This is a genomic window from Antarcticimicrobium luteum, assembly GCF_004358185.1.
GTDB lineage: Bacteria > Pseudomonadota > Alphaproteobacteria > Rhodobacterales > Rhodobacteraceae > Antarcticimicrobium > Antarcticimicrobium luteum.
In genome coordinates this window covers 228723-248892 of record NZ_SMUV01000071.1, presented here as the reverse complement: position 1 = coordinate 248892, position 20170 = coordinate 228723, and the positions used below count along the sequence as shown (strand labels likewise).

Annotated in this window: 21 protein-coding genes; 12 read left to right on the top strand and 9 right to left on the bottom strand. The window is 65.9% G+C overall.

Annotated elements, in window-relative coordinates:
• The first annotated feature begins 1 nt into the window (after position 1).
• Complete coding sequence (locus E1832_RS16985) at positions 2–844, top strand: UPF0280 family protein (protein WP_133360959.1); 843 nt, start codon at positions 2–4, stop codon at positions 842–844.
• Complete coding sequence (locus tag E1832_RS16980) at positions 837–1418, top strand: amino acid synthesis family protein (RefSeq protein WP_133360958.1); 582 nt, start codon at positions 837–839, stop codon at positions 1416–1418. The genes E1832_RS16985 and E1832_RS16980 overlap by 8 nt, the downstream gene beginning before the upstream one ends.
• A gap of 146 nt (positions 1419–1564) precedes the next feature.
• Here the strand turns inward: E1832_RS16980 and E1832_RS16975 are convergent, their stop codons facing one another.
• The 4 genes from E1832_RS16975 to E1832_RS16960 all read right to left on the bottom strand — a co-directional run bounded on the left by E1832_RS16975 (position 1565) and on the right by E1832_RS16960 (position 5655).
• Entirely contained in the window at positions 1565–2512 is a 948-nt protein-coding gene (locus E1832_RS16975; RefSeq protein ID WP_133360957.1) for a fatty acid desaturase family protein, read from the bottom strand.
• Between the two features lie 73 nt (positions 2513–2585).
• Positions 2586–3545: a hydroxymethylbilane synthase gene (hemC, locus tag E1832_RS16970; protein ID WP_133360956.1), complete on the bottom strand. Its 960-nt coding sequence runs from the start codon at positions 3543–3545 to the stop codon at positions 2586–2588.
• 422 nt (positions 3546–3967) lie between these two features.
• On the bottom strand, positions 3968–5290 hold the full coding sequence (locus E1832_RS16965) for an ammonium transporter (RefSeq protein ID WP_133360955.1): 1323 nt from the start codon (positions 5288–5290) through the stop codon (positions 3968–3970).
• A gap of 26 nt (positions 5291–5316) precedes the next feature.
• Positions 5317–5655 carry a P-II family nitrogen regulator gene (locus tag E1832_RS16960; RefSeq protein ID WP_133360954.1) on the bottom strand — a complete coding sequence of 113 codons (339 nt, stop codon included), beginning with the start codon at positions 5653–5655 and terminating at the stop codon, positions 5317–5319.
• Positions 5656–5910: 255 nt separating this feature from the next.
• Between E1832_RS16960 and E1832_RS16955 the strand changes: the two genes are divergently transcribed.
• On the top strand, positions 5911–8106 hold the full coding sequence (locus E1832_RS16955) for a transglycosylase domain-containing protein (RefSeq protein WP_133360953.1): 2196 nt from the start codon (positions 5911–5913) through the stop codon (positions 8104–8106).
• Positions 8107–8184: 78 nt separating this feature from the next.
• On the opposite strand, the gene E1832_RS16950 is transcribed toward E1832_RS16955, so the two are convergent.
• Both E1832_RS16950 and E1832_RS16945 read right to left on the bottom strand, forming a co-directional pair.
• A complete protein-coding gene (locus tag E1832_RS16950; protein WP_133360952.1) occupies positions 8185–8790 on the bottom strand; it encodes an MlaC/ttg2D family ABC transporter substrate-binding protein in 606 nt (201 codons plus the stop codon).
• A complete protein-coding gene (locus tag E1832_RS16945; protein ID WP_133360991.1) occupies positions 8791–9552 on the bottom strand; it encodes an MlaA family lipoprotein in 762 nt (253 codons plus the stop codon).
• A gap of 190 nt (positions 9553–9742) precedes the next feature.
• Here E1832_RS16945 and E1832_RS16940 point away from each other — a divergent pair, with 190 nt between their 5' ends.
• The 6 genes from E1832_RS16940 to E1832_RS16915 all read left to right on the top strand — a co-directional run bounded on the left by E1832_RS16940 (position 9743) and on the right by E1832_RS16915 (position 15756).
• Positions 9743–11491: a type I secretion system permease/ATPase gene (locus tag E1832_RS16940; RefSeq protein WP_133360951.1), complete on the top strand. Its 1749-nt coding sequence runs from the start codon at positions 9743–9745 to the stop codon at positions 11489–11491.
• Between the two features lie 179 nt (positions 11492–11670).
• Positions 11671–12927: an HlyD family type I secretion periplasmic adaptor subunit gene (locus E1832_RS16935; RefSeq protein ID WP_133360990.1), complete on the top strand. Its 1257-nt coding sequence runs from the start codon at positions 11671–11673 to the stop codon at positions 12925–12927.
• A gap of 71 nt (positions 12928–12998) precedes the next feature.
• Positions 12999–13460, top strand: a complete 462-nt coding sequence (locus tag E1832_RS16930) for a RidA family protein (protein WP_133360950.1) — start codon at positions 12999–13001, stop codon at positions 13458–13460.
• The gene (locus tag E1832_RS16925; protein WP_133360949.1) at positions 13457–14233 is read left to right on the top strand and encodes a glycerophosphodiester phosphodiesterase family protein; all 777 of its coding nucleotides are present in this window, start codon (positions 13457–13459) and stop codon (positions 14231–14233) included. The genes E1832_RS16930 and E1832_RS16925 overlap by 4 nt, the downstream gene beginning before the upstream one ends.
• Before the next feature lie 45 nt (positions 14234–14278).
• Positions 14279–15466, top strand: coding sequence for a GNAT family N-acetyltransferase (locus E1832_RS16920; protein WP_133360948.1), 1188 nt, complete (start codon positions 14279–14281; stop codon positions 15464–15466).
• Positions 15463–15756, top strand: a complete 294-nt coding sequence (locus tag E1832_RS16915) for a 4a-hydroxytetrahydrobiopterin dehydratase (protein WP_133360947.1) — start codon at positions 15463–15465, stop codon at positions 15754–15756. The genes E1832_RS16920 and E1832_RS16915 overlap by 4 nt, the downstream gene beginning before the upstream one ends.
• 37 nt (positions 15757–15793) lie before the next feature.
• Here the strand turns inward: E1832_RS16915 and E1832_RS16910 are convergent, their stop codons facing one another.
• Entirely contained in the window at positions 15794–16282 is a 489-nt protein-coding gene (locus E1832_RS16910; RefSeq protein ID WP_133360946.1) for a peroxiredoxin, read from the bottom strand.
• Between the two features lie 93 nt (positions 16283–16375).
• Here E1832_RS16910 and E1832_RS16905 point away from each other — a divergent pair, with 93 nt between their 5' ends.
• From E1832_RS16905 to E1832_RS22585, 3 genes are all read left to right on the top strand, one after another.
• Positions 16376–17587, top strand: a complete 1212-nt coding sequence (locus E1832_RS16905) for an NAD(P)/FAD-dependent oxidoreductase (RefSeq protein ID WP_133360945.1) — start codon at positions 16376–16378, stop codon at positions 17585–17587.
• Entirely contained in the window at positions 17584–18144 is a 561-nt protein-coding gene (rsmD, locus tag E1832_RS16900) for a 16S rRNA (guanine(966)-N(2))-methyltransferase RsmD (RefSeq protein ID WP_133360944.1), read from the top strand. The genes E1832_RS16905 and rsmD overlap by 4 nt, the downstream gene beginning before the upstream one ends.
• 172 nt (positions 18145–18316) lie before the next feature.
• Entirely contained in the window at positions 18317–18478 is a 162-nt protein-coding gene (locus tag E1832_RS22585; protein ID WP_165978917.1) for a hypothetical protein, read from the top strand.
• A gap of 73 nt (positions 18479–18551) precedes the next feature.
• On the opposite strand, the gene map is transcribed toward E1832_RS22585, so the two are convergent.
• Together map and sfsA are read right to left on the bottom strand one after the other, a co-directional pair.
• Positions 18552–19364: a type I methionyl aminopeptidase gene (gene map, locus E1832_RS16895; RefSeq protein WP_245514022.1), complete on the bottom strand. Its 813-nt coding sequence runs from the start codon at positions 19362–19364 to the stop codon at positions 18552–18554.
• Between the two features lie 78 nt (positions 19365–19442).
• Positions 19443–20135, bottom strand: a complete 693-nt coding sequence (sfsA, locus tag E1832_RS16890) for a DNA/RNA nuclease SfsA (RefSeq protein ID WP_133360942.1) — start codon at positions 20133–20135, stop codon at positions 19443–19445.
• Between the last annotated feature and the right edge of the window lie 35 nt (positions 20136–20170).

Below are 20170 nucleotides of genomic sequence, written 5' to 3'. Positions count from 1 at the left end.
CATGCACCCGCCGCAGATCGCCTTTCTCCCCGATGCACGCCGGTTGCACCTGCACCACGGCCCGATCGACCTGATTATCGACGCCGAAGGCCCGGGCCGAAACGCCGCCCTCCGCGCCGCCGCCACCCGTTTCGAGACCGTGCTGGAGGAGTTGGTCGCCGAACTCCCGCTGCTGCGCGCGCCCACCGGCCCGCAGCCCGAAGGCGCCATCGCCCAGACCATGCACGCCGTCACCGCGCCCTACCGGCCAACGTTCATCACCCCGATGGCCGCCGTCGCCGGAGCGGTGGCCGACACCATCCTCGCCGCCATGACCGAGGCCGGAGACCTGACCCGCGCCTATGTCAACAACGGCGGCGACATCGCCCTCCATCTTGTCCCCGGCCAAAGCTTCACCGCCGCCATCGCGGGCGGCACGACGGGCCGCGCCACCATCCCCGCCGACAGCCCTGCACGCGGCATCGCCACCTCCGGCCGCCATGGCCGCAGCCACTCGCTCGGCATCGCCGACAGCGTCACCGTGCTGGCCGCAACGGCGGCTCAGGCCGACGCCGCCGCCACCCTGATCGCCAACGCCACCGACCTGCCCGGCAACCCCAAGGTCACCCGCACTCCGGCCCGGGATCTCGCCCCCGACAGCGACCTCGGCGACCGCCCGGTGACCACCGCCCTCGCCCCGCTGACCGGGGCGGAAACCGAAACCGCCCTCACCCGCGGCCTTGCCTTCGCGCGCGCATGCCGCGCCCGCGGGGTGATCCACGCCGCCCTGCTGACGCTCTCGGGACAGACCCGTATGCTCGGCGCCGCCGACCTCATCGCGATCAAGGAGCCGACTCATGCCTGACTTCCCCCTCCGCAAGACGATGATCCTCATCGAGGACATCCACCACGAAGGCGGCCCGCCCCCCGCGCTGCCGCGCCGCCGCGCCGCCATCCTCGCGGTGGTCAAGAACCCCTTCGCCGGCACCTACACCGAGGATCTGCAATCGGCGATGGACGATCTCAAACCGCTCGGCCTGATGATGACCGATCGGCTGATCGAGGCGATGGGCGGGATCAAAGGGATCGACGGTTACGGCAAGGCCGGGCTGGCGGGCGAGGGCGGAGAGCTGGAACACACCGCGCTCTGGCACGTCCCCGGCGGCTATGCCATGCGCGAACGCCTGGGCGCGGCCAGGGCCATCGTCCCCTCGGCGATGAAGGTCGGCGGCCCTGGCACCCGCATCGACGTGCCGCTCGGCCATATCAACGCCGCCTATGTCCGCAGCCATTTCGACGCGATGGAGGTCGGCATCCCCGACGGCCCCCGCGCCGGTGAGCTGCTCTTCGCGCTCGCCATGAGCCGCGGCGGCCGCATCCATCACCGCATGGGCGGCCTCGCCGTGGAAGACGTGAAGGGCGAAGACGGTCTGCGCTGAATGAGCCTGTCACCCCCGCGCAGGCGGGGGCCTCCCAACGCAGCCGCTTAGGTCAGGAGATCCCCCCTGCGCGGGGGGGGGCAAGCCCCGGCCCGGCTTGCGGCTGGGCGAAACAGAAATTCGGTGGTGCTTCAGGGGGGTAGGCTTCAAGCCGGCCGTTTCCACCCGGCCTCGCCCAAAGCCTGCCAGTAACTCCGCGCCACCCGCATCCTCGGCCCCAGCCCGCGCGCGACCAGCAGCCTGTGCATCCGCTTCAGCCGCCAGCAGGGCACATGCATTACCATGTGATGCTCCAGATGGAAATTCACCCAATAGGGCGCCACCAGCAGCCGCGCGACGGGTCCGGCCAGAGTGGTGCGCACGTTTTGCAGCGGGTTCTCCGATTCCTCGGTCGCGCCATGCTCGGCGATATTGCGCACCCGCAGAACGAACTGGAACCAGGTCAGGTACGGCAGCAGCCAGAACGCCAGCCCCCACCACCACTCGCCCGCCAGCCCCATCGCCACCATGACGGCGACGAACACCGGCAGCGCGGTCCAGAGCTGGCGCGCCTTGAACGCCTGCGCGAAATCCGAGGCGGCGGCGGCCTTGGCATCCTCGTCGCCCGCCAGCCGCAGCGACAGGGCAATCTGCCCCGCCAGTTGCTTGATCCCGGTCCGCCCGGTCAGATCGCGCAGGAACTTGCGCTTCAGCGAGGCGCGCGAGGTCGGGAATTTCGACGACAGCACAAGGTCGGGGTCCTTGTCGGTCTGGGTGAACCGGTGATGGGTCAGGTGGTAATGGCGATAGGCCGGCAGGTCGGCCAGGATCGGCCGGGCGCAGAGCCATTCGCCCACCAGATCGTTCAGCCGCCGCGACCGGAACAGCGCATTATGCGCCGCCTCATGCATCAGGATCGCCAGCCCCAATTGCCGCGATCCGATCACCATCACCGCAAGGATAAACGTCAGCGGATTGGGCCAGAGCCCGAACAGCGCCAGCGCCAGCGCGATGGTCCCCAAGCAATGCGCCACCAGCCAGATGCCCATCGCGTCCGAGCGTTCCGCCAGCCCCCTGATCTCGTCCCGCGTCAGATATGTCGTTCCCGCTGTCATGTCCGTTCCTCCCTGCGCCAAAGGCTGGCCGGGAGAGGCAATGGCTGTCAAACGGAGCGTGGCGTCAGGGGCCTCAGCCGCGCCAGTCAAAGAAATTCGGCCCCGCCTGCTGCAACAGCTTCAGCGCCATTTCGTGGCCCAGCTTGGCGCCATCCTCGACGGCACAGGTGGCGTCGTCGGAAATCGCCTCCGACCCGTCCGGGCGCAGCACTTCGCCGCGCAGCCGCAGGGTGGAACCGTCAAGCTCGGCCAGCCCGGCAATCGGTGTCTCGCAGGAGCCATCCAAAGCGGCCAGAAACGCCCGTTCGGCCACCAGCCGCTGCGCGGTGACCGCGTCATGGATCGCCGCCAGCATATCCGCCACGCGGCTATCGCTGCCTCGCCGCTCGATCCCGATCGCGCCCTGCGCCACGGCGGGCAGCATCGCCTCGGGCTCCACCGGCGTCGCCGGCACGTCGCTGCGCCCCAGCCGGTTCAGCCCGGCCATGGCGAGAAAGGTGCAATCGGCGACCCCGTCCGCCAGCTTCTTCAGCCGGGTCTGCACGTTGCCGCGGAACTCCACCACCTTCAGATCGGGCCGCCGGTTCAGCAATTGCGCCCGCCGCCGCAGGCTGGAGGTGCCGGCGACGGCCCCCTGCGGCAGCTCGGCCCAGCCGGACAGCCCGGGCGAGACGAACCCGTCGCGCACATCCTCGCGCGGCAGGTAACAGTCGAGCACCAGGCCCCCCGGCTGCGCCACCGGCATGTCCTTCATCGAATGCACCGCGATGTCGATGCCGCCCGACGACAACTGCTCCTCGATCTCCTTGGTGAACAGGCCCTTGCCGCCCAGATCCTTGAGCGGCCGGTCCTTGGCGATCAGGGCGGCGTCGTCGCCGGTGGTCCTGATCACCACCACCTCAAAGGCCTCGGCGGGCAGGTCAAAGGCGGCGGCCAGACGGTCGCGCGTCTCATGCGCCTGCGCCAGCGCGAGGGGCGAGCCACGGGTGCCAATCTTCAGCGGCGAAGCGGGGGAGGGAAGCGATGCGGTCATGGGGGACTCCTTTAGTGCCCGGGCCGGGCGCTGACAACAGCGCGCTGCCGATTCGGGGTCGGCGGCGGGCGGCCGCCGCGCCACCGCGGAGGGCGCGCAAGAAATCTTGCGGCGCCGGCGCGATTTTCGGACGTGTTAACCGCGAATCCGTCTAAATCGCGCCGGTGCGGGCGGAATGTACAAAACCGGCCTGAAACTCCCCAACCGTGCCGCGCGGGGCGCGGACGCCCCTGGCGAGAGTGTACAGAACGGCCCCGAAATGCCCCGTTTCGCGCCCGGATGGCCAAGCGCGACTCGCTTTTCCCGGTGGTGCGGGGCCGGGTTCGCGCGGCGCGCGCCGGGGTCACGAACCGGCCGGGCCGAATCGAAAAAGCCCGGGCGTTGCCGCCCGGGCCAGTCATTCAGGCTGAGGGGAAGGAAACTCAGCCCTTCGAGAACTCGGGATAGGCTTCCATGCCAAGCTCGGCCATGTCGAGACCGTTGATCTCTTCTTCCTCGCTCACCCGGATGCCCATGATCATCTTCAGCGCGAACCAGACCACACCCGAGACCACGAAGACGAAGAGGCCGACAACCACGATCGAGTAGAGCTGCGTGCCCAGGCTCGCGTCGGAGTTGGTCAGGACCACAGCGATGGTGCCCCAGATGCCTGCGAACAGGTGCACCGGGATGGCGCCGACCACGTCGTCGATCTTCAGCTTGTCCAGGAAGGGGACGGCGAAGACCACGATGATACCGCCCACGGCCCCGATCAGGGTGGCAGCCCCGAGGCCCGGGGTCAGCGGTTCGGCGGTGATCGAGACGAGGCCCGCCAGCGCACCGTTCAGAACCATGGTCAGGTCGACCTTCTTGTACAGAAGCTGCGTCAGGATCAGCGCGGCGACGGCGCCACCGGCGGCTGCGGTGTTGGTGTTGGCAAAGATGCGGCTGATGTCGGCCACGTTACCGGCGGTGTCCATGTACAGCTGCGAGCCGCCATTGAACCCGAACCAGCCCAGCCACAGGATGAACGTGCCCAGCGTCGCCAGCGGCAGGTTCGAGCCCAGCATCGGATGCACGGCGCCGTTCTTGTACTTGCCCAGACGCGGACCCAGGATCAGCGCCCCGGCCAGAGCCGCCCAGCCACCGACCGAGTGCACCACGGTCGAACCGGCGAAATCGAGGAACCCACCGGCATCGAGGAAGCCGCCGCCCCATTTCCAGCTGGCCTGGATCGGGTAGATCAGGCCGGTCAGCACGACAACGAAGATCAGGAACGGCCACAGCTTGATTCGCTCGGCCAGGGTGCCCGACACGATCGACGCGGTGGTCGCGCAGAACATCAGCTGGAAGTAGAAGTCCGATCCGACAGAGGCATAGGTCAGGTCGGTCTCGGTCCCGGCCAGACCCACCGGTTCCATCACCGCCATCGAGAAGGCGCCGATCACGCCGCTGATGGTCCAGCCGTCGCCCGGATACATCAGGTTATAGCCGATCAGGTAGTACATCAGCGCCGCAATCGAGAACAACGCGATGTTCTTGGTCAGCTGCATGGTCACGTTCTTCTGGCGGACCAGACCGGCCTCCAGCATGGTGAAACCGGCAGCCATCCACATCACCAGAAAGCCGGTGACCAGGAACATGAAGGTGGTGAAGATATAGCCGATTTCCTCGTTCGGCGGGGTGACGTCTGCCTCCTGCGCCAGGCCCAGCGTGGGCAGCGCAATCAGCGCCGCGGCGGCGGCAAATGCATTGAGTCGTTTCATAGCTCCGTTTCCCTTGGTTGCACGCCTCAAAGCGCGTCTTCGTTGGTTTCGCCCGTGCGCACGCGGATCGCCTGCTCCACGTCCAGAACGAAGATCTTGCCGTCTCCGATCTTGCCGGTCTTGGCGGTCTTCGTGATGGTCTCGACCACCTGGTCGGCCATTCCGGCGCTGACCACGATCTCGAGTTTCACCTTCGGCACGAAATTCACGGCGTATTCGGCGCCGCGGTAGATTTCGGTATGGCCGGACTGCGATCCGAACCCTTTGATTTCTGTCACCATCATGCCGCGTACACCGGCTTCGGTCAGCGCCTCGCGGACCTCCTCCAGCTTGAACGGTTTGATTGTCGCAATGATCAGTTTCACGATCGTCCCCTTCATTCGGCAGGTCGCCCTGCAAGTCGCCCCGCAAGCAAGGCGATTGAGGGGCTTTAAGGGAACGCCGATGCCCGAAAAATCCGCAGTGGCCCTGTCAAATTTGCACAATTTTTGCACAAACTCCGGCGAATGCCTGTTTATTGGGCGGAAAGGAGTCGGAATCTGCCGGTGCCACGGCCCCTCTACAAATCATCCGCGGCACTGTATTCTGCGCGCAGAACAAAAGATCGGGCAGGATCGGGCATGGCCAAACAGACACGTCGTACACCGCTGGTGGCCGATAAACGCTACCCCTCGGGCGGCGGCGGCAAATCCGCGGCCAAGACGCCGCGGCGCGGCGGCAAGGCCGCGGCCAAGGCAAAGCCAAAGACCAAAGCGCGCAAATCCGCCCCGCGCAAAAGCAATGGCGGAGGCGGCGGGTTCTTCGGCGCGATCCGGGCCTTGATCCGCTGGATCTTCGGGCTGATCTGGGGGTTCTCCTGGCGCATGGGCATGGTGATCGCGCTGCTGATCGCCGCCGGCGTCGGTTATCACTATACCAAGCTGCCGGAGATGGCGACGCTGCTGGACGGGCGCGCGCGCGGTTCGGTCACGCTGCTGGACCGCGCCGGCAACGTGTTTGCCTGGCGCGGCGACCAGTTCGGCGGGGTGGTCACCTCCGACACCGTTTCGCCCAATCTCAAGAACGCGATCATCGCCACCGAGGACAAGCGGTTCTACCGCCATTTCGGGATCAGCCCGCGCGGCATCGCCAGCGCCGTGAGCATCAACCTGAGCGAGGGGCGCGGACCGCTTTCCGGTCATGGCGGTTCGACCATCACCCAGCAGACGGCCAAGCTGCTGTGCCTGGGCGAACCGTTCGACCCGAGTTCCGGCCAGACCGAGGCGGAATACGAGGCCAATTGCCGTCAGGGCACACTGTGGCGCAAGGTCAAGGAGGCAATCTATGCCATGGCGATGGAGGTCAAGTACTCCAAGGACGAGATCCTGACCATCTACATGAACCGCGCCTTTCTGGGGGCCGGCGCCCGCGGCTTCGAGGCGGCCAGCCAGCGCTATTTCGGCAAATCGGCGGCCGAGGTTAGCCCGTCTGAGGCGGCGATGCTGGCCGGTCTTCTGGCGGCACCGACGCGCTATGCGCCCACCAACAGCCTGACCCGTGCGCAGAACCGGGCCGGGGTCATCGTCGGGCTGATGGAGGATCAGGGTTATCTGACCACGGCAGAGGCGGACCAGGCGCGCAGGCAACCGGCCGAACTGTCCGAGGCGGCAGCGGCCCGCGCCGGCGGCTATTTCGCCGATTGGGTGATGGACGAGACGCCGGAGTTCTTCGGCGACAAGACCACCGAGGACGTGATCATCAAGACCACGCTGGACCAGAACATCCAGGCCGCGGCCGAAGAGGCGATGAAATTCGTGTTCCAGGAGCGGGTGAGCGACGGGTCCAAGGCGCAGGCGGCGATCGTGGTGATGAGCGCCGACGGCGCCGTGCGCGCCATGGTGGGCGGGCGCAAGACGCGGGTCTCGGGGGTGTTCAACCGCGCCTCCCAGGCCAAGCGGCAGACCGGCTCGGCGTTCAAGCCATTCGTCTATGCCACCGCGCTGGATCTGGGGGCCTCGCCGCTGGACACGGTGGTGGATGAGCCATTCTGCATGACCATTCCCGGCTCGGGCCAGTGGTGCCCCGAGAACTATACCCACAAGCATTATGGCCGGGTCACGCTGACCGAGGCGCTGAAAAAGTCACTGAACATTCCGGCGGTGAAAACCTCGGAGAAATACGGGCGCGACAAGGTGCGCATCGTCGCCAGCGAGTTCGGCATCGACAGCGATCTGGCGGCCGGTCCGGCGCTGGCGCTGGGGGCCTCGGAAAGCACGCTGATCGAGATGACGGGCGCCTATGCGGGAATCCTGAACGGCGGCTCGTCGGTGACCCCCTTCGGCCTTACCGAACTGCGGCTGCTGGGCGATGACACGCCGCTGTTCGGCGCCGCCGGCGGCATCGGCGAGCGGGTGATCCGCACCGAGGCCGCCGAACAACTGATCTGGATGCTGGAAAAGGTCGTCACCGAGGGCACCGGCAGCCGGGCGCAGATCCCCGGATGGCAGGTGGCGGGCAAGACCGGCACCTCGCAACAGGCGCGCGATGCCTGGTTCATCGGATTTTCCGCCGACTATGTTGCCGGGGTCTGGATGGGGTATGACGACAATACCCCGCTCAAGGGCGTCACCGGCAGCGGGCTGCCCGCGGAAATCTGGCACGAGACCATGGTTCGCGTGCATGAGGGGCGCACGCCCAGGCCGCTGCCGATGCGCGAGCCGATCCCACCGCACCGGCCGGACGGCGAGGCGACCGGCGGCGGTGCCGAAGGCGGGGTCGGCGGCGCGGTCAACCAGCTCCTGCGCGACATCTTCGGGCGCGGCGCTGCCAATCGCTGATGCCGTCATCGCCCCGGAACGGCAAGGGCCGCGATGCGGAACATCGCGGCCCGGGTTCTGACGGCTTGTCCGCGCGGGTCAGCCGGTGTGTTTGAGATCCGCGATCAGCCGGTCGATATCGCCCCGGCGCGCATCGAGCATCGCACCGATTTCGGTCCGCTCGGTCAGCAGCATGTTCACGCCTTCGATATAGATGTTGAAGAACAACTCGCGCCCGGTGCGGTCGGAGACGTGGAAGGCCACCTCAAAGGGCGACTCGCCGCGCAGATAGGCGGTGGTGCGCACCTCGAGGAAATTCTTGACCTGGCGCACGTCCTCGACCACCAGCTTGCCGCCGATGAATTCGCGGAATCGCTTGCCGTACTTGCGCGAGATGTAGCCGGTGAAGGCCGCGGTAAAGGCACGCTTCTGGCTGCTGGAGGCGCGGCGCCCGTCCACTCCCAGCGCATAGGCGGCGATATAGGAGGTGTCGGAATAATCTTTGAAGATACTCTCGAAATCCCGATACATCGACGCTTCGGACTTGCCGCTGTCGATCACCCGGTTGATCTCGGCAACCAGCTTGTCGACCATGCTGCGGGCCAGACCCGGGTTCAGGGCCAATGCTGCCCCCGGCAGGGCGGCCAGGCCGGCCGCTGCGGAAATGGACCCGATGATGTGGCGCCGCGTAACAAAAACAGTCATTCAGAAACCCTCGGTGCTTATCTCGTCAGGAGTAATGTAGAGGTCGGTATTCTCGCCTTCCAGATCGAAGCGGCGATTTTGGAGGTAAAGCGTCCGGAGTTGAGCGTAGCTGTCCGCGCTTTCGTACAGCATCGCATCGACGGTGTCCGAATAGCGGCCCCGGTCGCCCATCCGGCGCACAACCTCGCTATACAGGCCCAGATTGTCGGCGGGACGGGGATCGGTGTAGTCGAGCGGATTGGTGAACAGATTGACCACGACGCCCACCGCATCGCGCGTCGTGGACGGCCCATACAGCGGCAATTCGACATAGGCGCCCTCGTCAAAGCCCCAGACATAGAGCGTCTCGCCGAAATCGGTGTCGACCTCCGGAATGTCGAAGTCCGAGGCCGGATCGGCCAGCCCGGCAAAGCCCACGGTGGAGTTGATGACAAAACGCGCAAGCGCGATCCCGGCCTGCTTGATCCTGCCCTGCAGGAGCGAGTCAACCATCATGCCCGGCATCGAGAGATTCTGCGCGAAATGGTTGAAACTGTCGACCATCGGTTCGGGCACGATGGTGACATAGCTCTTGGAGGCGGGGCGGAAGACGGCCTTGTCAACGCCCAGGTTGAAGGCGTGTATCGAACGATTGGTGCGCTCGTAGGGGTCGAAGATTTCGCCGCTTGCCTTCTGCTCGGGCGTCCGGATCACGCAAGCCGACAGCAGACCTGCGGAAAGGATCGCAAAGAAAAGGGTCAAGGCACGAGGGGAAAATTTCATATCCGTATGACAATCCGTTGATGCTTGCAGTTGGTGGGCAACTTCTGAAAATGTAGGCTCGTACATGACCAGCAAAAGTGGTACTCGCTCCAATAATGGATGTGTGACCGTATTGAAACAGAGTCGGACGCAAAAAGCGCGATGACGCCGAAATTATGGCCGCTTGAGGCCGCAAATATACTGGAAGAATATGTCCGCCCCCTATCGTAGCAGCGGTTCCAACTGGGATGGGTTCGTCGAACTCGTCGAGGCCCGGAAACAGAGCCGCCCATTGTTCTGGGCCGTCGGCCTTTTCAGCTTTTTCGCGAACCTGCTGATGCTGACCGGGCCGCTCTACATGCTGCAGGTCTATGACCGGGTGCTGGGCAGCCGGTCAGAGGAAACGCTGGTCGCCCTATCGCTGCTGGTGGCTTTCCTCTACGGCACGATGGGGATCCTGGACTTCTCCCGAGGCCGGATCATGGCGCGGGTCGGCGCACGCTTTCAGGGGGCGCTGGACCGGCGCGTGTTCGAGGCGATGCTGAAACGTTCGGCCGTGGCCAACGATCCGGTTGCGCAGACCGGACTGAGCGATCTCGAAGCGGTGCAGCGGCTGTATGCCTCACCCCCGTTCATGTCGCTGTTCGATCTGCCCTGGACACCGTTTTTCCTGTTCGGCATCTCGCTGTTCCACCCCTGGCTGGGCATCCTCGCGGTGTCGGGCGGCGGGCTTTTGGTGCTGATCACCATCCTGAACCAGATCTTTTCGCGCAAGCCGGTGCAGCAGGCCAACGTCACCTCGCATCGCGCCGGGCTGATGGCCGAAGAGATTCGCCACGAGGCCGAGACGATCCAGTCTATGGGCATGCGCGGCGCCGCCTTCGACCGCTGGAACCACACCCGCGATGAATCGCTGGTGGAATCGGTGCTCGCCAATGACGTGAGCGGCAGTTTCTCGTCGTTGACCAAGACGCTGCGGATGTTCCTGCAATCGGCGATGCTGGGTCTGGGCGCCTACCTGGTGCTTCAGGGCGAGGTGACGGCGGGCGTGATGATCGCTGCGTCGATCCTGCTGGGCCGGGCGCTGGCGCCGATCGAACAGCTTGTCGGCCATTGGCCGAACATCCAGCGTGCCCGCAAAGGGTGGCTGCAACTGGGCGAGCTGCTGAGCAAGGTGCCCCCGGATCAGACGCGCACCGCCCTGCCGCAACCCAAGGCGCGGCTGGAGGCACATGCGCTGACCGTGGTGCCGCCGGGCGACAGCCGGGCGAAATTGAAAACCGTGAGCTTCAAGGTCGAGCCGGGCCAGGCCATGGGGGTGATCGGTCCCTCCGGGTCGGGCAAGACGACCCTGGCGCGTACCCTGACCGGGTTCTGGAAACCGGCGGGCGGCACCGTGCGGCTGGACGGCGCCGCGCTGGACCAATATGCCCCTGACGTTCTGGGCCAGCATATCGGCTACCTGCCGCAGCGGGTGCAGCTGTTCGACGGCACGATCGCCGAGAATATTGCCCGCATGGCGCCCGAGCCGGACAGCGAAAAGGTCGTCGCGGCGGCCAGGATGGCGGCGGCGCATGATCTGATCGTGTCCTTGCCCGACGGCTACGACACGCGCGTGACGGCGGGCGGCGGGCGGCTTTCTGGTGGCCAGATGCAGCGCGTGGCGCTGGCCCGCGCGCTTTATGACAATCCGGTGATCCTGATTCTGGACGAGCCGAACTCGAATCTCGACAACGAAGGGTCGATGGCGCTGAACAATGCGATCAAGGCGATGAAGGCGGCCGGGAAATCGGTGCTGATCATGGCGCACCGGCCCTCGGCGATCCAGGAATGCGATATGTTGATGGTCCTCGACGACGGCCACCGGACGGCCTTCGGGCCCAAGGAACAGGTGTTGCGTGAAATGGTCTCGAACCACCAGCAATTGCTGAAATCGGCCGGAATGGGCGGCATGAAATGACCGGGAAAGAGCTGAGCAAGATCGCGCCGAAGAAAGTGACGCGGAGCGAGGTGGACAAGACGACCAAGGCGGTGCTGGCGAAGAAGAGCGGCACCGCCCCGGTCGCACGGCCCGCCCCGGCCACGCCGAAGAAACCCGCCGCGCGCGGCTGGTCGGCGAGAAAGCCGCTGATTGTCGGCATGTTGGGCCTGCTGACGCTGGTCGGCGGTTTCGGCAGCTGGGCGGCCCTGTCGACCATTGCCGGTGCGGTGGTGGTCAGCGGGCGGATCGAGGTGGACCAGAACCGCCAGGTGGTTCAGCATCTCGACGGCGGCGTGGTCGCCGAGATCTATGTCGACGAGGGCGATCTCGTCGAAAAGGGTCAGACCCTGATCCGGCTGGATTCGCGGGACATGTCCTCGCAACTGGTGATCATCGAGGGGCAGCTTTTTGAATTGATGGCCCGGCGCGGCCGCCTTGAGGCCGAGCGCGACGAGACGTCCGCGGTTGAGTTCGACCCCGAAGTGCTGGAGGTGGCCAAGGACCGTCCGGAAGTGGCGGAACTGGTCGAGGGGCAGCGGCGGCTGTTCCACGCACGCACCGATTCCGAGAACCGCGAGATCGAGCAACTGGAAAAGCGCCGCAACCAGATCCGCAGCCAGATCGAAGGGATCGAGGCGCAACAGGACTCGCTCAAGATCCAGCTCGAACTGATCCAGGAGGAGCTGGCCAATCAGCAATCGCTGCTGGACCGCGGGCTGGCGCAGGCCTCCACCGTGCTGAACCTGCGCCGCACGTCGGCCAATCTGGACGGCACGCTGGGCGAACTGAAGGCCTCCAAGGCGCAGGCCGAGGGCCGGATTACCGAGATCGAGATCGAAACGCTCAAGCTTGGCACCGGCCGGCGCGAAGAGGCGATCACGCGCCTGCGCGACCTGCGCTATCAGGAACTGGAACTGGCCGAGCAGCGCCGCTCGCTCAAGGACCGGCTGGCCCGGCTGGAGATCACGGCGCCGGTCTCGGGCGTGGTCTATGGGATGCGCGTGCACACGCCGCGTTCGGTGATCGGACCGGCCGACCCGGTCCTTTTCCTGGTGCCGCAGGATCGCCCGCTGGTGATTGCCGGGCGGGTCGACCCGATCCATGTGGACGAGATTTACATCGGCCAGCCGGTGCACCTGCGCCTGGCCTCGCTGGATCAGCGTCAGACGCCCGAACTGCTCGGCTCGGTGACCAAGATTTCCGCCGACGCCTTCCAGGACGAGGCGAGCGGGCTGTCGTTCTACCGCGCCGAGATCGTTCTGGACGAGGGGCAGATGGACAAGCTGCCAGAGGGCACCGTGCTGATCCCCGGGATGCCGGTCGAGGCCTTTGTGCGCACGACCGACCGGTCGCCGCTGGCCTATCTGGTCAAACCGCTTGCGGATTATTTCACCAAGGCGTTCCGCGAAACCTGAGGAGGGTCGGACCCCAAGGGCCGGAACATTGCGGCGACGGGACTGGCTGAACGAAGAACAGGAGAGAGACGATGAGCATTCAAGGCAAACTGGACGAGATGGGCGTGACCCTGCCCGCCGCGCCGGCCCCGGCGGCAAACTATGTACCCTACGTGCGGGTGGGCGACACGTTGTACGTTTCGGGCCAGATTTCGATCGATGAGGGCGGCAATCTGATCACCGGCAAGCTTGGCGACACCATGGATGTCGAGGCCGGTGCGGCCGCCGCTAAACGCTGTGCGCTGGGCCTTCTGGCCCAGGTGCGGGCGGCCTGTGGCGGTGATCTGGATCAACTGGTGCGGGTGATCAAGCTGACCGGCTTCGTCAACTCGACCGGCGATTTCACCCAGCAGCCGCAGGTGGTCAACGGCGCCTCGGATTTCCTGGTCGAGGCGCTGGGCGAGGCCGGGCGGCATTCGCGCTCGGCGGTGTCGGCGGCGTCGCTGCCGCTGGGCGTCGCGGTCGAGATCGAAGGGATATTCCAGCTGCGATGACCGGATTGCCCGTCCTGCCCGACGCCCTTTTGCGCCTGCCGGTGGCGCACCGGGCCTATCATGACATCGCCAGCGGGCGCCCCGAAAACAGCCGCGCGGCGATCCGCGCGGCGATCGCGGCGGGCTACGGGATCGAGATCGACCTGCAGCTCACCGCCGACGGCGCGGCGATGGTGTTCCACGACTACGACCTTGGCCGGCTGACCGGGCAGGCCGGCCCGCTGCGCCGGCGCAGCGCGGCAGAGGCCTCGGCGATCCCGCTGCTCAACGGCGACGGCGAGACCATCCCGCGGTTCGAGGAAATCCTCGATCTGGTGGCGGGCCGGGTGCCGCTGCTGGTCGAACTGAAGGATCAGGACGGCGCCATGGGCCCCGATGTCGGCTCGCTGGAGGCCGCCACCGCGCGGGCGCTGTCGGGCTATGCCGGGCCGGTCGCGGTGATGTCCTTCAACCCGCACAGCATGGCCGAGTTGGCGCGCCTGGCGCCTGAACTGCCGCGTGGGCTGACCACCTGCAGCTATGATCCCGCCGACTGGCCGCTGACGGTCGAAACCTGTGAAAGGCTGCGCGCGATCCCCGATTTCGAGCGCGTTGGCGCCGGTTTCATCAGCCATCAGGCCGGGGATCTGTCCCGTCCCCGCGTGCGTGCGCTGCATTCCGATGGGGTGCCGGTGCTGTGCTGGACCATCCGGTCGCCCGAAGCAGAGGCAGAGGCGCGCAAACTTGCCGACAATATCACCTTCGAGGGCTACGCCGCCGCGATCCCGGCTTGAACCGCATCCCGGGGGCCACAAATAGGGAACAGGCCCGGAGGGATCATGGATCAGGCGCAGATCGAAATTCAGGTGCTGCCGTCGCTGTCGCAGATCGCGGCACAGGAGTGGGATGCCTGCGCCTGCCCCGAGGCGGCCCGGGGTGGCCGCCCCGATGATCCTTTCACCACACACCGGTTTCTCAGGGCGCTGGAGGACAGCGGCTCGGTCGGGCGCGGCACCGGCTGGCAGCCCCAGTATCTGACCGCCTGGCTCGACGGTCAACTGATCGCGGTGGCGCCGATGTACGCCAAGTCGCACAGTCAGGGTGAATATATCTTCGACCATAGCTGGGCCCATGCCTATGAGCGTGCCGGCGGGCGCTATTACCCCAAGTTGCAGATCGCGGTGCCCTTTACCCCGGCGACGGGGCGGCGGTTTCTGGTGCGCCCCGGATACGAAGAGATCGGGCAGGCGGCGCTGGTGCAGGGGGCGGTGCAACTGGCCGCCGACAACGGCATCTCGTCGCTGCATGTCACCTTCTGCACCGAAGCGGAGGCCGCGGCGGGCGAGGCGATGGGGCTGATGGCGCGTTCCAGTCAGCAGTTTCACTGGCTGAACGACAGCTACGCGGATTTCGACGCCTTTCTGGCGAGTCTCTCCTCGCGCAAGCGCAAGGCCATCCGCAAGGAACGGCGCGAGGCAAATGCGTTCGGCGGCACGATTCACCGGTTTACCGGCGACGATCTGAAGCCCGAGCATTGGGAGGCGTTCTGGACGTTCTACCAAGACACCGGCGCGCGCAAATGGGGCTCGCCCTATCTGACCCGCGCGTTCTTTGATCTGGCGCAGGCGCATCTGCGGGACGACATCCTGCTGCTGCTGGCCGAGCGTGACGGGCGTTGGATCGCCGGCGCGATGAACCTGATCGGTCGGGATACACTCTACGGCCGCTATTGGGGCTGTAGTGAGCAACACCCGTTTCTGCATTTTGAACTGTGCTATTATCGTGCCATCGACGAGGCCATTGCCCGTGGGCTGGCCCGGGTCGAGGCCGGCGCGCAGGGCGAGCACAAGCTGGCGCGCGGCTACCTGCCGAGCCAGACCCACAGCCTGCACTGGATTGCCGATCCGGGTTTTGCCGAGGCGGTCAGGCAATTCCTTGTGGCCGAGCGGGCGGCGGTGGACGAGGAAATCGAAATCCTGACGGACTACGGGCCGTTCAAAAAGACCAATGTGGAGGAGAAGGAATGAGCGAGCGACTGTCCGAGGAAACCCGCGGCCCGCTGCTGGACCCGCTGTTGAAGAACGGCTGGCAGATGGTCGAGGGACGCGATGCCATCGCCAAGACCTTCACCTTTGAGACCTTCGTCGATGCCTTTGGCTGGATGACCCGGGTGGCGATCTGGGCCGAGAAGTGGAACCACCACCCGGAATGGCGCAATGTCTACAACCGGGTGGAGGTGGTGCTGACCACCCATGACGTTGGCGGTCTGAGCGCGCTGGACGCCAAGCTCGCCCGCAAGCTGGACGGGCTGGTCTGAGCCGGGGATTGCCGGGCGGGGTCCGCCCGGCGGCGGCTTACAGCGCGGAGAGCAGCGTTTCGCCTGTGGTCAGATCGCAGGCGCCGGGCGCGACCTCTTCCTGCAGGTGGGTGATGACGCCGTCCTCGGCCACCAGCGCGAAGCGCTTGGAACGCGAGAAGAAGCCGATGGCGGGCACCGTCAGCTCCTGGCCCAGGGCCTTGGTCAGTTCGCTGGCGTGATCGGCCAGCAGGGTGACGCCCGCTGCGCCTGCACCGGTGGCCTTGTCCCAGGCATCCATCACCCAGGCGTCGTTGACCGCGATGCAGATGATCTCGTCCACACCCTTGTCTTTGAACGCCTGCGCCGTGCGCATGAAGCTGGGCAGGTGCGACGTGCTGCAGGTGCCGGTGAACGGGCCCGGCAGGCCGAAGATCACCACTTTGCGTCCTGTCGTAAGATCGGACAGCTTCACCGGATCGGGGCCGTTCGCGCTCAGCCGGGTCAGGGTCGCCTCGGGCAGGCGGTCGCCTGGTTTGATGCTCATGCGTGTTCCTTTCGCGAGAGATTGTGTTTTTCCCGGGCCTGCATGTAGTGTCCTGCCGGAGATTGACCACAGCCAGCGGAAAAGGATTTTCACATGGGCCATATCGTTGTGATCGGGGCCGGGCAGGCCGGGGCCTCTGTGGTGGCAAAGCTGCGCAAGGACGGGTACGACGGCAAGATAACCCTGATCGGGGCCGAGCCGGTGCCGCCCTATCAGCGGCCGCCGCTGTCCAAGGCCTATCTGCTGGGCGACATGGCACTGGAGCGGCTCTATCTGCGGCCAGAAAGCTTTTACGCCGAGAACGACATCACCCTTCGTCTGGGGCAGAAGGTGACCGGGATCGACCCGGTGGCACAGACGGTGACGGTCGGGGGCGAGACGATCGCCTATGACGATCTGGTGCTGACCACGGGGTCTGACCCGCGGCGTCTTCCGGCGGCGATCGGCGGCGATCTGGAGGGGGTCTTTACCGTGCGCACGCTGGCCGATGTGGACGCGATGGCGCCCGCGGTGACCGAGGGCGCGCGGGCGCTGATCGTCGGCGGCGGATATATCGGGCTGGAGGCGGCGGCGGTCTGCGCCAAACGCGGCGTCAAGGTGACGCTGGTCGAGATGGCCGACCGCATCCTGCAACGGGTGGCCGCGCCCGAGACCAGCGATTATTTCCGCGCTCTGCATAGCGGTCACGGCGTCGACATCCGCGAGGGCGTCGGGCTGGAGCGGCTGCTGGGCGGGGACGGCCGCGTGACCGGCGCGCGTTTCACGGATGGCACCGAACTGGCGGCGGATTTCGTCGTCGTCGGCGTCGGCATCGCGCCGACCACCGTGCTGGCTGAGGCGGCGGGGCTGGAGATCGACAACGGCATCAAGTTGGACGGCCGCTGCCGCAGCTCCGATCCGCATATCTGGGCGGCGGGGGATTGTGCTTCCTTCCCGTATCAAGGGGGGCGCATCCGGCTGGAGAGCGTGCCCAACGCGATCGACATGGCCGAATGCGTGGCGGGCAATATCCTCGGCGACGGGGAGGAATATGTGCCCAAGCCCTGGTTCTGGTCGGATCAATACGATGTAAAACTGCAGATCGCCGGGCTGAACGCCGGCTATGACCGCATTGTGACGCGGCAGGGCGCGGGGCAGTCGGCCTCGTTCTGGTATTTCAGGGGGGCGCAGCTTCTGGCGGTGGACGCGATGAACGATCCGCGCGCCTATATGGTCGGCAAGCGGCTGATCGACGGCGGCAAGACCGCCAACCCCGACCAGGTGGGCGACCCGGAGTTCGACATCAAGGCGCTGATGCGGGCGTGAGGGTCATCGCCGGACAGTTTCGCGGCCGCACGCTCGCCTCGGTCGGCAAGGGGGACGCGGGCGCACATCTGCGCCCCACCACCGACCGTGTGCGCGAGAGCCTGTTTTCGGTGCTGACCCATTATGGCGTGATTCCCGGCGCACGGGTGCTGGACCTGTTCGCCGGCACCGGCGCACTGGGGCTGGAGGCGCTGTCGCGCGGCGCGGCGCATGTCACCTTTGTCGAAAGCGGCCGGGTGGCGCAGGGGCTGATCGGCCGGAATGTCGAGATCACCCGCAGCGGGGCAGAGACCCGCCTGATCCGGCGCGACGCCACCAAACCGGCGAAATGTGATACAGACCCCTTCGATCTGGTCTTTCTGGACCCGCCCTATGGCAAGGGCATGGGACAAAAGGCACTGATGGCTGCGCTGGCGGGCGGCTGGCTCGCCCCCGGTGCGCTGATCGTCTGGGAAGAAAGCGCACCGATGGAGCCGCCGGCCGGCTTTGCCCTGCTTGAGCGGCGCCGATATGGCGAAACCCATGTGACTCTGCTTGAGGTCGGGGACGCGGGGTAGGGCGCGGCGGGGCTGGCCACGATCGCTTCGATCTTGCCGATAGTAACGGATTTGTGACGCGACGACAGGCGGATCTTCCTGTGCTGCCCCCTCGTATCCCGGGCGAAAGATGCCTATCTCGGCGGTCCGATCAAAAAATAACCGAATAACAAAAACAAAACGAGCGAGAAAAATGACTGGTTTGCGTGTGTCTCTGCTGGGCGCGATCGCCCTTACCGCCCTCTTCGCCGGCGCCGTGGCGCTCTATGCCTCCGATGCGGGGCAGAAGAACGAGGCGCGGTTTTCCGCCGCCCCTTACCACGTGCAAAAGGCGATGACGCTGACGATCCAGTGACCGGACTCATCCGCCGGACACACAAAAGGCAGGCGCAAGGCCTGCCTTTTCCTTTTCCGGGGTCCTGCGCGGCTCAGCCGTAGGTCGGGTGAAACCGTCCTGCCGGCGACAGGGTGAAGATTTCGACGCCATCCGCAGTCACCCCCACCGAATGTTCGAACTGCGCCGAGAGTGATTTGTCACGCGTCACCGCTGTCCAGTCGTCGGCCAGCGTCTTGGTCTCGGGGCGGCCGAGGTTCACCATCGGCTCGATGGTGAAGAACATGCCTTCCTCCAGCACCGCGCCGGTGCCCGGGCGGCCGTAATGCAGCACGTTCGGCTTGCTGTGGAACACCTGGCCCAGACCGTGACCGCAGAAATCGCGCACAACGCTCATCCGCTGGCTTTCCACATAGACCTGGATCGCGTGGCCGATGTCGCCAAAGGTGTTGCCGGGCCTGACCGACTCGATCCCGATCATCAGCGAGTCGTGGGTGACCTGGATCAGGCGCTCCGCCTTGCGGCTGAGCTTGCCGGCCACATACATCCGGCTGGTATCACCGAACCAGCCATCGACGATCACGGTCACGTCGATGTTCAGGATGTCGCCGTCCTTCAGCTTCTTGTCGCCGGGGATGCCATGGCAGACCACGTGATTGACGCTGATGCAACTGGCGTGCTTGTACCCCTTGTAGCCGATCGTGGCCGATGTCGCCCCAGCCGCATTCACCTTGTCCTCGATGATGCGGTCGATCTCTCCGGTGGTCTGGCCGGGAAACACGTGCTCGGCGATTTCGTCCAGGATCTGTGCGGCCAGATGCCCGGCCTTGTGCATCCCCGCAAAATCGGCCTGATCGTGTATCCGGATGCCGTCCCTGGTCAGACGGCCACGAAATTCGTTGTTCAATGAAGGCTCCATTTTCTGCCGTTGCACAATATTTTAATGCCTTTGCAGCAGAGTTGCCAGAGGGGCTGAGTCCGGCGCCTAAAGCGCGTGATCCAGCGTGATGTCCTGCGGGGTGATCCGGGTGGTATAAACCAGCCTTTCCACCCCCGCCGCCTGCGCCCGGTCGAACGCCGCGCCATAGGCGGGGTCGATGTCGCGGGCCAGTTCGAAGCGGTCGCAATCGGTGCGCTGTATCAGATAGAGCATCAGCGCCCGGTGACCCGCGCGCACCATGTCCGAAAGCTCGTCCAGATGCTTGGCGCCGCGCGCGGTACGGCTGTCGGGAAACTCCGCCAGCCCCGGCGCGCGGGACAGAGTCACCGATTTCACCTCGACATAGGCATCCGGCAAACCCGGCTCGTTGAGCAGAAAGTCGATGCGGCTGGACTGGCCGTATTTGACCTCCGGCCGCACCGTGCCGTAGGCGGCCAGCGGTGCTATCTGCTGCGCCTCAAGCGCGGCGCGCAGGGCGCGGTTGGGAACCGAAGTGTCGACGCCGGTGAAATGGCCGTTTTCATGATCGACCAGCCGCCAGCCGAATTTCAGCTTTTTCTTCGGGTCGTCGTTGGGCTCCAGCCAGATCTTCATCTCTGGATCGGCCAGACCCATCATCGAGCCGGGGTTGGCGCAATGGGCCGTCACCTCGCGCCCGTCCTCCAGCCGGCAGTCGGCCAGGAACCGCTTGTAACGTCTGATCAGCCGGGCCGGGACAAGTGGGGTTTGAAAGCGCATGAAACCCGGCCTATACCTGCCGGCGCGGCCCTTCA